The organism is Kitasatospora sp. NPDC056273 (assembly GCF_042268845.1).
In the GTDB taxonomy this organism is placed as follows: domain Bacteria; phylum Actinomycetota; class Actinomycetes; order Streptomycetales; family Streptomycetaceae; genus Kitasatospora.
This window is the reverse complement of sequence record NZ_JBHJSJ010000105.1, coordinates 1-13,140: the sequence shown is the minus strand read 5'-3', so window position 1 is coordinate 13,140 and position 13,140 is coordinate 1. Positions and strand designations below refer to the sequence as shown.

Here is a 13,140-nt window from a genome sequence, read left to right as displayed (position 1 = left end):
CGCCGACGGCCGCATCGTCGACGAACTCCACCAGCCCACCGCCGACACCGTCCTGGACCGCATGCGCCGCTTCGACGCCAAGGGCCGCACCAGCTAGTCCGGCGCAGCAGTCGCAGCCCGCTCACCGACCTTCCCAGGACACCCCATGTATCGCACCGCACTGCGCAACGTGCTGGCCCACAAGGGCCGGCTGCTGATGACGGCCCTGGCCGTCATGCTCGGCACCGCCTTCGTGGCCGGCACCATGGTCTTCTCCGACACCTTCGGCAAGGCCATGCGGGACAGCAACTCCAAGAGCTACTCGGACGTCTCGGTCCAGGTGGTGGACCGCGCGGCCGGCTCCAACGCCTCCGCCCGGCAGAAGAGCGAGGGCGGCTCCGCCACCCTCACCGACGCCACCGTCCAGCAGCTGGCCGCCCTGCCGGGCACCGCCGGCGCCCGCGGCGTGGTCAGCGGCTTCACCGGCGTGGCCGACAAGAAGGGCAACCTGATCGGCCAGGTCTGGGCCGCCAAGGGCGCCAACTTCGCACCCGGCCAGGACGGCAAGGACCCGCGCTACCCGATGGCCGAGGGCCAGGGCCCGAAGGCCGCCAAGGAGGTCGCGCTCGACCGCAAGACCGCCGACAAGGCGGGCTACAAGGTCGGCGACACCGTCCGGGTCGCCGCCAACGGACCGGTGATCGAGGCGAAGCTCACCGGGATCTTCACCACCGACGACCCGGTCGTGAACACCGGCGGCTCGCTCACCCTGTTCGACCGGGCCACCGCCCAGCAGACCCTGCTGGAGCCCGGCCGCTACAGCAGCGTCGTGCTCACCGCCAAGCCCGGCACCAGCCAGGACGTACTGCTCGCCCAGGCCCAGCCCGTGGTGCCCTCCGGCCACCAGTTCGACATCGAGACCGGCGCCAAGCTCAAGGCCGACGAGCAGGAGATGATCACCAGGAGCACCAGCAGCATGCGCACGATGCTCCTGGTCTTCGCCTTCATCTCGCTCTTCGTCGGCATCTTCATCATCGCCAACACCTTCACCATGCTGGTCGCCCAGCGCACCAAGGAGCTGGCCCTGATGCGGGCCATCGGTGCCAGCCGCAAGCAGGTCACCCGGTCCGTGCTGATCGAGGCGCTGCTGATCGGCACCGTCTCCGCGGTGGCCGGTCTGGCCGCCGGCATCGGGATCGGCGCCGGGATGCAGTCGCTGATCGGCGCGATGAACGAGAACATGCCGAACGGCTCGCTGGTGATCAAGCCGCTCACCGTCGTGGTGACGGTCGTGGTCGGCGTCCTGGTGACGGTCACGTCGGCCCTGCTGCCCGCCATGCGCGCCTCCCGGATCGCCCCGGTGGCCGCGATGAGCAGCGGCGACCAGCCGGTCTCCCAGAAGAGCCTGGTGGTCCGCAACACGATCGGCTCGGTGCTCGCCGGCGGCGGCCTCGCCCTGATCGGCTACGGCGCATCCACCGGCAACGACAGCGGCCGGCTGCCGGTCGGCCTGGGCGCCTTCCTGGCCCTGATCGGCGTGTTCGTCCTGCTGCCGCTGCTCTCCCGTCCGGTGGTCGCGCTGGTCGGCCCGCTGCTGCGGCTCGGCGGCACCCCGGGCAGGCTCGCCCAGCGGAACGCGGTGCGCAACCCGCGCCGCACCGCGGCCACCGCCGCCGCGCTGACCATCGGTCTGACCCTGGTCACCGGGCTCACCGTGATCGGCGCCTCGGTCAACGACACCATCGACCGGGCCGTCACCGGCTCGATGAAGGCCGACTTCATCGTCGGGGCCGCCAACGGCATGAGCCTGTCCGCGCAGGTGCCCGCCCAGATCGCCAAGGCCCCCGGGGTGGCCGCCTCCTCGGCGATGACGACCGCGTACTGGGAGCTCGACGGCACCAGCAGGACGGTCAACGGCCTGGACGCCGCCGTCCTGGACCAGCTCGCCGACGTCGAGCTGACCAGCGGCTCCACCGCCGGCTTCGGCCAGGGCCAGCTGCTGCTCGACGAGGACGCCGCCAAGAAGCTGAACGCCACCACCGGCTCGGTGCTGACCGTGGCCTACCCGGACGAGTCCACCGGCAAGGTCACCGTCGGCGGCGTGTACAAGACCGGCGGCATGCTCGGCCCGGTCATGCTGGCCAACAGCGAGATCGCCAAGCACGAGCCGAAGCCGTACATCTCCGACGTCCTGGTCAAGGGCAGGGACGGCGCCACCGACGGCCTCAAGCAGGCCCTCAAGGACGCCACCGGCGCCAACCCGGTGATCGAGGTGAAGTCCAAGCAGGACGTCCGGGACGAGTTCAGCCAGACCATCACCTTCGCGCTGAACCTGATGTACGGCCTGCTGGGGATGGCGGTCCTGATCGCGATCCTGGGCGTGGTCAACACGCTGGCGATGTCGGTCTTCGAGCGCAAGCGCGAGATCGGGATGCTGCGGGCGATCGGCCTGGACCGCGGCGGCATCAAGCGGATGGTCCGTCTGGAGTCCGTGGTGATCTCGCTGTTCGGCGCCGGCATCGGCCTGCTGCTCGGCTGCTTCATCGCCTGGGCGATCAACGGCACCCTGAAGTCCAGCCTCTCCGGCCTGACCACGGTCCTGCCGTTCGGCCAGCTGGCGCTGTTCCTGGCGCTGGCCGGGGTGGTCGGCCTGGTGGCCGCGATCTGGCCGGCCCGCCGGGCGTCCAAGCTGGACATCCTGGAGAGCATCAAGACCGACTGACCGGTCCCGCAACGAGAGAGGTCCCCTGCCGGAGGGTTCGGCAGGGGACCTTCTACTTCTGTACTCCGCCCGGTCGCACGGCCGGCTGAGCACCACGGAGGTCGTGGTCCGGCAACGCTGCCGGGCGGAGAGCCTCCGACTCATACCCCGGTGCTCCCACACCGGGGTCTCAGTCGCTTACTTGCTGGCGAGTTCCTTGTCGGCGGCCGGCTTGGCGGCCTCGACGGGCTTGGTGGGCGGAGTGACCTCCTGGATGGGAAGCTGCGGCTTCTCCATCTGGGCGAGGCCGACCATCTCGCGCTTGAGGAACATCGCGAGGGTCCAGTCGGTGAAGACGCGGACCTTGCGGTTGAAGGTCGGCACCATCGCACCGTGGTACAGGCGGTGGAACCACCAGGCCGGACGGCCCTTCAGCTTGTACTTGCCGAAGAGGATCGCCACGCCCTTGTGCAGGCCGAGACCGGCGACCGCACCCAGGTTCTTGTGCTTGTACTCCTTCTGCGGGAAGCCGCGCATGCCGGAGATCACGTTGTCGCCGAGGACGACGGCCTGACGGCTGGCGTGCTGGGCGTTCGGCGGGCACCAGGCGCCCTCGCCCGCGGCGAGGTCCGGCACCTGGGCGTTGTCGCCGGCGGACCAGACGTAGTCGAAGCCCTGGACCTGGAGGGTCGGCGCGGTGTCGACGTGGCCGCGCGGGCCCAGCGGCAGGCCGAAGTTGGCCAGCACCGGGTTCGGCTTCACGCCGGCCGTCCACACGATGGTGGAGGCGTCCATCTCCATGCCGTTCTTCAGCATGACGTGGCCGTCGACGCAGGAGTCCATCGAGGTCTCGATGTAGACCTCGATGTTGCGCTCCTCGAGCTTCTCCTTGGTCCACAGACCGAGGTCCGGGCCCATCTCGGGGAGGATGCGGTTGGCCGCCTCGACCACCACGAAGCGCATGTCCTCGCGGCTGACGGTCTTGTACAGCTTGGCCGCGTCGCGGGCCATGTCCTCGACCTCGGCGACGGTCTCGATGCCGGCAAAGCCGCCACCGATCACCACGAAGGTCAGCGCCTTGCGGCGGATGTCCTCGTCCGTGGTGGACTCGGCCTTGTCGAGCTGGGCCATGACGTGGTTGCGGAGGCCGATGGCCTCCTCGACCGTCTTCATGCCGAGGCCGTTCTCCGCCAGACCCGGGATCGGGAAGGTGCGGGAGACCGAGCCGGTCGCGACGACCAGGTACTCGAAGGGCAGCTCGTAGCTGTCACCGGCCGCGGGCTGGATGGTGGCAACCTTGCGGGCGTGGTCGATGCCGGTGACGGACCCGGTCAGCACCTCCGCCTTCTTCAGGGTGCTGCGCAGCGGCGCGATGAGGTTGCGAGGCGCGACACTGCCGCCGGCCGCCTCGGGGAGGAAGGGCAGGTACGTCATGTACGACCGCGGGTCGACGACCGTGACGGTCGCTTCGCCGTAACGCATCTTCTTGAGGATGCGCATCGCGGCATACAGGCCGACGTAACCACCGCCGACAATGAGGATGCGAGGACGCTCCGTGGTGCTCATATCCGAAAGTATCCAGCACCGTCCGGAGCAGCCTTCGTGAGCCCGGTCACAAGTTGACGGACCCCCCGTGCTACACTGCGCGGCCGCAAAACCGGGCCCGGCGCGGTGGCCCCCACCCCTGGGCGGCCCCGCGCGAACGCACGGCGGAGCACCACCGGCCTGAGCAGCAACGATCCGCACAACGCCCGGGTTCCCGCACGTGATTTCGATTTTCAAACCTCAAACGAGGCCTGACCTGCGATCCCATGGGCCACCCGGCCGACGGGCCTTCGGTCCCACATTTCGGACGTAGTGGGCGGGCCGGTGCGGCGAATGGCCGGATCCCCATGTGAAGAAATTCACGAACTTTCCCACCCGCGCTCGGGCGCGCCCCGGCCCCGGCCCCCCGAAAGGGGTGCCGGGGCCGGTCGGGTAAGCCCCGCACGGGGTCAGGAGGCGATACCGAAGGCGATTCCGTCCAGGATGTCGTGCTCGCTCACGACCACCTCGGCGGCGCCGGTGCGCTCCATGATCTCCAGCAGTTCCAGCGCCCCGGCCGCGATCACGTCCACCCGGCCCGGGTGCATCGACGGGATGGCCGCGCGCTCGGCGTGGGTGGCGGCCAGCAGCTCCCGGGCGATCCCGGCGACCCGCTCCCGGCTGATCCGCGAGTGGTGGATCGCCGCCGAGTCGTAGCCGGGCAGGCCCTGGGCGATCGCCGACACCGTGGTGACCGTCCCGGCCAGGCCCACCAGGGTGGCCGCGCCGGTCAGCGGGACGACCGCCTCGGCCCGGTCCAGCTCGGCCCGCACGTGCGCCCGGGCGGCCTCGACCTGCGCTTCGGAGGGCAGCTCGGCGTCGCCGAAGTACCGCTCGGTGAGCCGCACGCAGCCGATGTCCACCGAGCGCGCCGCCTGCACGTCGTCCGTGCCGAGCACGAACTCGGTGGAGCCGCCGCCGAGGTCGAACACCAGGTACGGGCCGGGGAACTGACCGCCGGTCAGCTCCTTGGTGGCGCCCACGAAGGACAGCCGCGCCTCCTCCTCGCCGCTCACCACCTCGGGCTCGACGCCCAGGATGTCGCGCACGCCCTTGACGTACTCGTCGCTGTTCTCGGCGTCCCGGGAGGCGCTGGTGGCGACGAAGCGGACCCGCTCGGGGCCGACCCCGAAACCGGAGATGATCTCCTGATACTCCCGGCAGGCCGCGAAGGTGCGGGCCAGCGCGTCCGGGTGCAGCCGGCCGGTCCGGTCCACGCCCTGGCCCAGCCGGTTGACGATCATCCGGCGGTCCAGGTCGGTGATCTCCCCGGTCTCCGGGTCGAGGTCGGCGACCAGCAGGCGGATCGAGTTGGTGCCGCAGTCGATCGCGGCCACCCGGGTCGCGCTCACTCGGACTCCCGCTCCGCCGCGGCGTCCTCGGCGGCCCGCTTCTTCGCGGCGCGCTCGGCGGCCTTCTGCTGCTTGGCGGCGATCACGGCCTCGTGGTCCTGCTCCTTGGCGCGGTTGCGGGCGACCCGCTCACCGGCCGCCTCGACCTCGGCCGGGGAGACGCACGGGCCCTTGGCCCACCAGTCCTCCAGCATGCCGATCGCCTCGTCGCCGAGCGGGTTGACGCCCTCGCCGGCCGCCAGCGAGTGGCCGACCAGCACGTGCAGGCACTTCACCCGGTCCGGCATGCCGCCGGCGCTCGGGAAGCCCTCCAGCACCTCGATCGCGTCGCGCCGGGCGATGTAGTCCTCGTGCGCCTTCTGGTAGGCGGCGGCCAGCTCCGGTTCCTCGGCGAGCCGGGCGCTCTGGTCCTTCATCACGCCCTCCGCCTCCAGGGTGCCGATCAGCGAGGCGGCCTTGGGGCAGGTCAGGTAGTAGAGCGTGGGGAACGGCGTGCCGTCCGGCAGCCGGGGAGCCGTCTCCACGACGTCCGGGTTGCCGCAGGGGCAGCGGTGCGCCACGCCGCGCAGGCCGCGCGGCACCCGGCCGAGCTGGGCGGCGATGGCCGCGACGTCGGCGTCGGAGACGGTGGGGTGGTTCTCAGTGGTCATGGGGGGAGGTGTCTCCAACGGGGGACGGTGGGAGGGGAAGGGGGGTGGCGGGGGCCGCCGCGGCGGTGTCGGCGGCGTCCACCGAGTCCCAGATGCTGGCGTACCAGGGCTTGGCGGCCTTCACCTGGCCGGCGGCGCCGCCGGGCGCCGCGTTCGGCCCGGAGGCGGCCCCGCCCGCGGACGAGGAGGTCCTGGCGGAGGCCTGACCAGCCGGGTCCACCGCGATGTACGGGGTCTCCCCCGGCACCGCGTAGTGCAGCCGGGCGCGGGCCTGCGCCTTGACGTACTCCGGGTCCTGCCAGCGGGCCTTCTCCCGGCGCAGCTGCTCGACCTGCTGGCGCGCGTGGTCGGCCTTCGCCCGCTGGGCGGAGATCTCGGCGCGCTGGGAGATGAACTGCCGCGTCGGGTAGGCGAGGATCGCCACCAGCGAGCAGAGCACCAGGACGAGGACGGTCGCCCGGCTCGTGAACCGGGGCCGGGCCGCCAAGCCCGGGATCCTCCAGCCAGCCATCTCCCGTATCCCCTCCTGGTCGCGACGGTGCCCCGCCGTCCACCCTACGGGGTGAACGGCGGGGCACCGGTCAGGCGTGCGCTACCGGGAGCGCTCAGCCCTCGTGGCGGAAGCGCGGGAAGGCGCCGCGGCCGGCGTACTCGGCGGCGTCGTCGAGGATCTCCTCGATGCGCAGCAGCTGGTTGTACTTGGCGACGCGCTCGGAGCGGGCCGGGGCACCGGTCTTGATCTGGCCGCAGTTGGTGGCGACGGCCAAGTCGGCGATGGTGACGTCCTCGGTCTCGCCGGAGCGGTGCGACATCATGCAGCGGTAGCCGTTGCGCTGGGCCAGCTCGACGGCGTCCAGGGTCTCGGTCAGCGAACCGATCTGGTTCACCTTCACCAGCAGCGCGTTGGCGGTGCCGGTCTCGATGCCGCGGGCCAGACGGGCCGGGTTGGTGACGAACAGGTCGTCGCCGACCAGCTGGACCTTGTCGCCCAGCTTGTCGGTCATGGCCTTCCAGCCGGCCCAGTCCGACTCGTCCAGCGGGTCCTCGATGGAGACCAGCGGGTAGGCGGCGACCAGCTCGGCGTAGTACTCGATGAGCTCGGCGGCGGTGAGGTCCTTGCCCTCGAACCGGTAGGCGCCGTCCTCGTAGAACTCGGAGGAGGCGACGTCCAGGGCCAGCGCGACGTCACGGCCGGGCACGTAGCCGGCCTTCTCGATGGCCTCGACGATGAGGTCCAGGGCCTCGCGGTTGGAGTCCAGGTTCGGGGCGAAGCCGCCCTCGTCGCCCAGACCGGTGGACAGGCCGCGCTCCTTCAGCACGCCCTTGAGCGTGTGGTAGACCTCGACGCCCCAGCGGACGGCCTCGGAGAAGGACTCCGCGCCGATCGGGGCGATCATGAACTCCTGGATGTCGACGTTGGAGTCCGCGTGCGACCCGCCGTTGAGGATGTTCATCATCGGGACCGGCAGGACGTGCGCGTTCGGGCCGCCCAGGTAGCGGAACAGCGGCAGGTCGCTGGCCTCGGAGGCGGCGTGCGCGACGGCCAGCGAGACGCCCAGGATGGCGTTGGCGCCGAGCGAGGACTTGTCCGGGGTGGCGTCCAGGTCCAGCATGGCCTGGTCGATCAGGCGCTGCTCGGTGGCGTCGTAGCCGACCAGCTCCGGGCCGATCTGCTCGATGACGGCCAGGACGGCCTTCTCGACGCCCTTGCCGAAGTAGCGGTTCTTGTCGCCGTCGCGCAGCTCCAGCGCCTCGAAGGCACCGGTGGAGGCACCCGACGGGACAGCGGCACGACCCGTGCTGCCGTCGTCGAGGCCGACCTCGACCTCGACCGTGGGGTTGCCGCGGGAGTCGAGGATCTCACGGGCTACGACGACATCGATGGACGGCACGAGGCATCTCCTTGCGAGAGCAGGGTCCGGTCTGACGGTGGTGCTGCCAGCAGGACGATTGCGGAGTCGTTACGACCAGAGCCTAACCGCCCGGGCTGCCGTGGCCGCGTCGGCCTCGGTCCCGTCTCACCGTGTGGCCCTGCTACCCACCGGTAGTTCACCTGCTTGTCCCAGCTTGTCCCACCGGAGCGGGCGAATGCGGACGAAGGGGACCGGTAGGACCGGCCCCCTTCGGACGGCGGGGTGGAGCGGCGTCGGCGCCGAGCGCTCCGGCGCGGCGGCGGGCGCCCCCGGCGGGCACCCCGGTCTCGGGGCGCTGCCGGCCGCGGGCGCTCCCGGCGTCGGGCGGGGCGGCTCAGCCGAGGTGCAGCACCTGGCCGGGCATGATCAGGTTCGGGTCGCCGCCGACGGTGGAGTGGTTCTGCTCGTACAGCGCGCTCCAGCCGCCGGACACGCCCTGGGCGGCGGCGATGGTCGACAGGGTGTCACCGGCACGGACGGTGTAGTCGTGGCCGGCGGCCTGCGGGGCCTGCTGCGCGGCGCGCGGGGCGTACTGCGGCTGGGCGGCGGCCTGGCCGGCGTACTGCTGGTAGACGCTCTGGTGGCTGGTCCAGTACCAGCCGCCGTTGTTCTGGTACCAGTACACCTTGGCGTCGGCGTCCCAGCCGGCCTTGCCGGAGAAGCCCGGGGTCTGCGGCTGCGCCTGCTGCTGCGGGGCGACCTGCTGGACCGGCTGCGCGGCGGGCTTCTGGGCCGGCTTCTGGGCGGCGGGCTTCTGCGCGACCGGCTTCTCGGCGGGCTTGGCGGCGGGCTTCGGGGCCTGCTGCTTGGGGGCGGACTGCGGCTTGGCGTCCGAGGAGGTGTCGACCGAGGCCGGGGCACCGCCCTTGGTCAGACCGGCCTTCTGGGAGCAGACCGGCCAGGCGCCCGGACCCTGCGAGGCCAGCACCTTCTCGGCGACCGAGATCTGCTGGGCCTTGCTGGCCTGGTTGGCCTGCGCCGCGTAGGCGGTGCCGCCGTACGCCTTCCAGGTGCTGGACGTGAACTGGAGGCCGCCGTAGAAGCCGTTGCCGGTGTTGATGCTCCAGTTGCCGCCGCTCTCGCACTGGGCGACGGAGTCCCAGGTGGAGGCCGGGGCGGCGGAGGCGCCGGTGGCGGTGAGGAGCGGCATCGCGAGTCCGACGCCGGCCACACCGGCGACGGCGATGGCCTTCTCGGCCTGGGTGCGACGACGGTGACGGCCAGTTCCAACGAACAGCATGAAGAGGTCCCTCTCCGTACGCCTGCGAGGTGAGCTGTCGGGTTCGGACCGGGAGGTGGCCCGGCCGCCGTAAGCGGAAACGATTCCGCTCGGGCGGCTTCACCCCAAGCCGTGGGGAGACGGCAACAAACCTGGTTCCCCCGCCCCTGCCCAGGGTTCTGGTCGGTTTCCCGTGACGCGGCGGGCAGGATTCGGCGTTCCGCGTACGAGGTCCGCAGCTGCGAACTCCAGGGAGAGTAGACAGATCATCAGACCAATCACAAGCTCATATCACCGATATCACACAACAATTACGGCCCGTGTCCGATCGCCTACCAACAGCGGCGTTATGTCCGGATTGATGGGTGTTCACACCCCCGTCGGCGGGCGATCGGCGACGTCCCGTCAGCGTGATCTCAGCAGGTCGGAGGCGTCGAAGAGGCATCCGGAACGGGGTGCGGAGGGGCGTGCGGGGAACGGCTCTCCGGACTGAATTCCACCGGGAGTTCGCGCAGGCCACGCATGATCAGACCACCCCGCCAGCGCAGATTCTCCGGGCTTTCCGCGAGCCGCAGATCGGGCAGCCGGGAAAGCAGCGTGGCCAGCGCGGCACGCCCTTCGAGCCGCGCCAGCGGAGCGCCGATGCAGTAGTGGATGCCGTGCCCGAAGCCCAGATGGGGGTTGTCCTTCCGAGCCAGGTCCAGGGTGTTCTCCGCCGCGAACCGGGCCGGGTCGCGGTCCGCCGCGGCCAGCACCACCAGCACCGGGTCGCCGACCGGGATGTCCACCCCGCCGATGGTCAGCGGACGGGTCGCGAACCGCCAGGTCGCCAGCTCCACCGGCCCGTCGTAGCGCAGGAGTTCCTCGATCCCGGTCTCCAGCAGCGCGCTCTCCCCGCGCACCACCGACTCCTGCAGCAGCCGGCGCTGCTCCGGATTGCGCAGCAGCGCGTAGGTGCCGTTGCCGATCAGGTTCACGGTGGTCTCGAAACCCGCGAACAGGAGGATGAAGGCCATCGCCGCGGCCTCGTTCTCGGTCAGGTGCTCACCGTGGTCGCCGGCCCGGATCAGGCCCGAGATCAGGTCGTCCCCGAGGTCCGCCCGCTTGCGGTGGATCAGCTCCAGCAGGTACGCCCGCATCCGCTTCACCGCCCGCCCCACGCCGCCGCGTTGGCCCCCGCCGTGGCGGATCATCATCCCGGCCCAGTCGCGGAAGTCGTCCTGGTCCTCGGCCGGCACCCCGAGCATGTCGCAGATCGCGTAGATGGGGAGCGGGAACGCGAACTCGTGGATCAGGTCCGCCGAACCGCGCTGCGCGAAGCCGTCGATCAGCCGGTCGGTGAGCTGCTGCACCCGCGGCTCGAACTCGGCCACCCGGCGCGGGGTGAACGCCTTCGACACCAGCCGGCGCAACCGGGTGTGGTCCGGCGGGTCGATGTTCAGCAGGTGGGTCATCAGGTCCGCCTGCCGCTCCCCCGGGATGCCCACCCGGCCGGTGCGGTGCGCCTGCCCGCTGTGGTGCGCCGGGTTCTTCGACAGCCGGCTGTCCGCGAGCGCCTGCCGGGCGTCCGCGTACCTGGTCACCAGCCAGGCCTCCACCCCGCTCGGCAGGGTGGTGCGGTGCACCGGGGAGTGCTCGCGCAACCAGGCGTAGGCGGGGTACGGGTCGGCGGCGAACTCCCAGGTGAACAGCTGCGGGGCGGGGGCGTCGGACGACGGGGCGGCGGGCCGGGCGGGGACGGGCTGAGCTGGCATGGACCGACCGTATCCGGTGCGACGGGCCCGCCCTCCCTCCGGCGGGGCGCCGCTTCCCCGCCACTCCTTCGCCGCGCTTCCGCGACCGGACGCGTCGGGCGCGCCAACACTCCGTGGCCGGTCCGTGGACAGCTCTTGGCCGACTCTTGGCCGCGGGGCGGGCGTGAGCCTGGTCACCTGAGGGGTAATCCCTGTTGCGGAGGGTCAGGACGTGCCTACGATCCTCCGCAGTACGCGTGGGCGCCGGTGCGGTGTCGCCCACAGGGAGGAGCAGACCATGCGGGTCAGCGGGTCAGTCGTCGTCATCGCGGTCCTCGACGGCGGGTCGGGCGCGGGCCTCGCCCGCCGGTTCGCCGCCGCCGGCACCGCCGGAATGCTCATCGCCGACCAGTACGCCGGCATCGCCGAGGACCTCGCCGCCGAACTCGACCGGCCGGGCTGCCCCGTCGTCGGCGTCTGCGGCGACATCCGCCGCCCCAGCGACGTCGCCGCCCTCGTGGACACCGCCGAGAAGCACCTCGGGCCGATCGACCTGTTCGCCGTGGCCGGCCCCGACGGCGAGCGGATCATCTCGCTGGCGGACCTGCCCGACCACCTCGACCTGGAGCGGCTCGCCGAACTCGTCCTCCTCGTCGGCGAGGCCATCGGCGAACTCGTCCCGCCGCAGCGGCGCCCCGAGCGCACCGCCACGGCGGCCTGAGCGCCTACTCCCCGACCGGACCGAGGCCCTCGGCCGCGCGCACCGCGTCCCGGTAACCGCGCGCGGCCGACCGCAGCGCGGCGTCCACGTCCACCCCCGCGTCATGCGCCCGCTGCACCACCGCGAGCAGCAGCCGGCCCGCCGAATCGGCCGTCAGCTCGGCCGGCAGCCCGTACGCCTCGTCCGGCACCCCCGTGAAACCCGCCCGGCGCACCCGCGACACCAGCTTCGCCGCGTACGCCAACGAGGGCAGCCCGGCCGGCACGCCGTCCAGCACCGACTCGCGGTCCGCCTTCTCGGCCGCCTTCAGCTGCTCCCAGTTCGCCTCCGCCTCCGTGGCGCCCTCGACCTCGACGTTCCCGAACACGTGCGGGTGCCGGTACATCAGCTTCTCGACGATGTCCCCGGCCACGTCGTCGACGGTGAACGGCTCCGTCGGGTGGTCCTCGGCGATCCGGGAGTGGAAGAACACCTGGAACAGGACGTCGCCCAGCTCCTCGCGCAGCGTCTCCCGGTCCCCCGCCTCGATCGCCTCGACCAGCTCGTACGCCTCCTCGACCAGGTACTTCACCAGGCTCTCGTGCGTCTGCTCGGCGTCCCAGGGGCAACCGCCCGGGGAGCGCAGCCGGTCCATCACCGTCACCAGGTCCAGCAGCCGCGACCCCGGCAGGTCGTACGAGCCGGGCAGCACCTCGATCTCCGGCACCTCGCCGGCGTGCTCCACCGCCAGCCGCGCCAGCGCGTCGGTCAGCCCCGGGTCCCCGTCCGGGCTGCCCAGCCACACCGTCGGCCCGGCCCCCGCGGGCTGCCCCGTCAGCAGCCGCGCCAACGCGGGCGCCGACCCGGCCGGCACCGCCTCCACGACCACCCCGGCCTGCCGCACCGCCGCCACCTGCGGATGCCCCTCGTCCCCCACCAGCACCCGCCCCGCCGACCGCAACGCCTCCCACGCCGGCCACGCCAGCAGGCCGGGAGCCACCCGGTGGGTGGTGGTCAGCAGGATCAACTTCGCGCCCGGAGTCTCCGTCGGCACAGCATTCGTCGTCACCCCCCGAACCTACCCCCGCACCCCCACCCCGGGCCGGGCCGGGAAGCCACCACCCCGCTGTCCCCACCCCGCCCGCACGCGCGCAGGAAGTCGGCCGTTCGACTCTGCTGGCGAAGTATTCGATCTAGGTCAGGCTCAGGCCGTTGTTGCGATGCCGTGTTGGGTGCAGAGTGTGTGGATGCGGGTGGGGCGGCGGCTTGGTCTGGTGGTGGTGTCGAAGTGGGCGCCGAGTCGGCGGAT

10 protein-coding genes, 1 pseudogene and 1 riboswitch are annotated in these 13,140 nt (G+C 71.8%); of the genes and pseudogenes, 3 read left to right on the top strand and 8 right to left on the bottom strand.

Annotated features, from left to right (window positions below):
* Positions 1-97: pseudogene (locus tag ACFCY1_RS40825) on the top strand (ABC transporter ATP-binding protein); the annotation flags it as partial.
* 48 nt (positions 98-145) lie between these two features.
* Positions 146-2,701: an ABC transporter permease gene (locus ACFCY1_RS40820; protein WP_375877778.1), complete on the top strand. Its 2,556-nt coding sequence runs from the start codon at positions 146-148 to the stop codon at positions 2,699-2,701.
* Between the two features lie 177 nt (positions 2,702-2,878).
* Here ACFCY1_RS40820 and ACFCY1_RS40815 read toward each other — a convergent pair whose 3' ends face one another.
* The 7 genes from ACFCY1_RS40815 to ACFCY1_RS40785 all read right to left on the bottom strand — a co-directional run bounded on the left by ACFCY1_RS40815 (position 2,879) and on the right by ACFCY1_RS40785 (position 11,152).
* Positions 2,879-4,246 carry an NAD(P)/FAD-dependent oxidoreductase gene (locus tag ACFCY1_RS40815; RefSeq protein WP_049651966.1) on the bottom strand — a complete coding sequence of 456 codons (1,368 nt, stop codon included), beginning with the start codon at positions 4,244-4,246 and terminating at the stop codon, positions 2,879-2,881.
* Positions 4,247-4,674: 428 nt separating this feature from the next.
* The gene (locus ACFCY1_RS40810) at positions 4,675-5,616 is read right to left on the bottom strand and encodes an exopolyphosphatase (RefSeq protein ID WP_375877777.1); all 942 of its coding nucleotides are present in this window, start codon (positions 5,614-5,616) and stop codon (positions 4,675-4,677) included.
* On the bottom strand, positions 5,613-6,284 hold the full coding sequence (locus tag ACFCY1_RS40805) for a DUF501 domain-containing protein (protein WP_375877776.1): 672 nt from the start codon (positions 6,282-6,284) through the stop codon (positions 5,613-5,615). The genes ACFCY1_RS40810 and ACFCY1_RS40805 overlap by 4 nt, the downstream gene beginning before the upstream one ends.
* Positions 6,256-6,777, bottom strand: a complete 522-nt coding sequence (locus ACFCY1_RS40800) for a septum formation initiator family protein (RefSeq protein ID WP_375877775.1) — start codon at positions 6,775-6,777, stop codon at positions 6,256-6,258. The genes ACFCY1_RS40805 and ACFCY1_RS40800 overlap by 29 nt, the downstream gene beginning before the upstream one ends.
* A 94-nt stretch (positions 6,778-6,871) precedes the next feature.
* Positions 6,872-8,158 carry a phosphopyruvate hydratase gene (gene eno, locus ACFCY1_RS40795; RefSeq protein WP_049651968.1) on the bottom strand — a complete coding sequence of 429 codons (1,287 nt, stop codon included), beginning with the start codon at positions 8,156-8,158 and terminating at the stop codon, positions 6,872-6,874.
* Between the two features lie 355 nt (positions 8,159-8,513).
* On the bottom strand, positions 8,514-9,419 hold the full coding sequence (locus tag ACFCY1_RS40790; protein WP_074001297.1) for a transglycosylase family protein: 906 nt from the start codon (positions 9,417-9,419) through the stop codon (positions 8,514-8,516).
* Between the two features lie 5 nt (positions 9,420-9,424).
* Positions 9,425-9,593: riboswitch (cyclic di-AMP (ydaO/yuaA leader) on the bottom strand.
* Between the two features lie 221 nt (positions 9,594-9,814).
* A complete protein-coding gene (locus tag ACFCY1_RS40785; RefSeq protein WP_074001296.1) occupies positions 9,815-11,152 on the bottom strand; it encodes a cytochrome P450 in 1,338 nt (445 codons plus the stop codon).
* A 277-nt stretch (positions 11,153-11,429) separates the two neighbouring features.
* On the opposite strand from ACFCY1_RS40785, the gene ACFCY1_RS40780 reads away from it, so the two are divergent.
* Positions 11,430-11,852, top strand: a complete 423-nt coding sequence (locus tag ACFCY1_RS40780; RefSeq protein WP_049651970.1) for an SDR family NAD(P)-dependent oxidoreductase — start codon at positions 11,430-11,432, stop codon at positions 11,850-11,852.
* 4 nt (positions 11,853-11,856) lie between these two features.
* Here ACFCY1_RS40780 and ACFCY1_RS40775 read toward each other — a convergent pair whose 3' ends face one another.
* On the bottom strand, positions 11,857-12,900 hold the full coding sequence (locus tag ACFCY1_RS40775; RefSeq protein WP_241852759.1) for a MazG family protein: 1,044 nt from the start codon (positions 12,898-12,900) through the stop codon (positions 11,857-11,859).
* Between the last annotated feature and the right edge of the window lie 240 nt (positions 12,901-13,140).

Bases quoted from the DNA above. Each gene is read 5' to 3' on its own strand.
- ACFCY1_RS40820 (WP_375877778.1), top strand. From the start codon at position 146: ATGTATCGCACCGCACTGCGCAACGTGCTGGCCCACAAGGGCCGGCTG.
- ACFCY1_RS40815 (WP_049651966.1), bottom strand. From the start codon at position 4,246: ATGAGCACCACGGAGCGTCCTCGCATCCTCATTGTCGGCGGTGGTTAC.
- ACFCY1_RS40800 (WP_375877775.1), bottom strand. From the start codon at position 6,777: ATGGCTGGCTGGAGGATCCCGGGCTTGGCGGCCCGGCCCCGGTTCACG.
- ACFCY1_RS40790 (WP_074001297.1), bottom strand. From the start codon at position 9,419: ATGCTGTTCGTTGGAACTGGCCGTCACCGTCGTCGCACCCAGGCCGAG.
- ACFCY1_RS40785 (WP_074001296.1), bottom strand. From the start codon at position 11,152: ATGCCAGCTCAGCCCGTCCCCGCCCGGCCCGCCGCCCCGTCGTCCGAC.
- ACFCY1_RS40780 (WP_049651970.1), top strand. From the start codon at position 11,430: ATGCGGGTCAGCGGGTCAGTCGTCGTCATCGCGGTCCTCGACGGCGGG.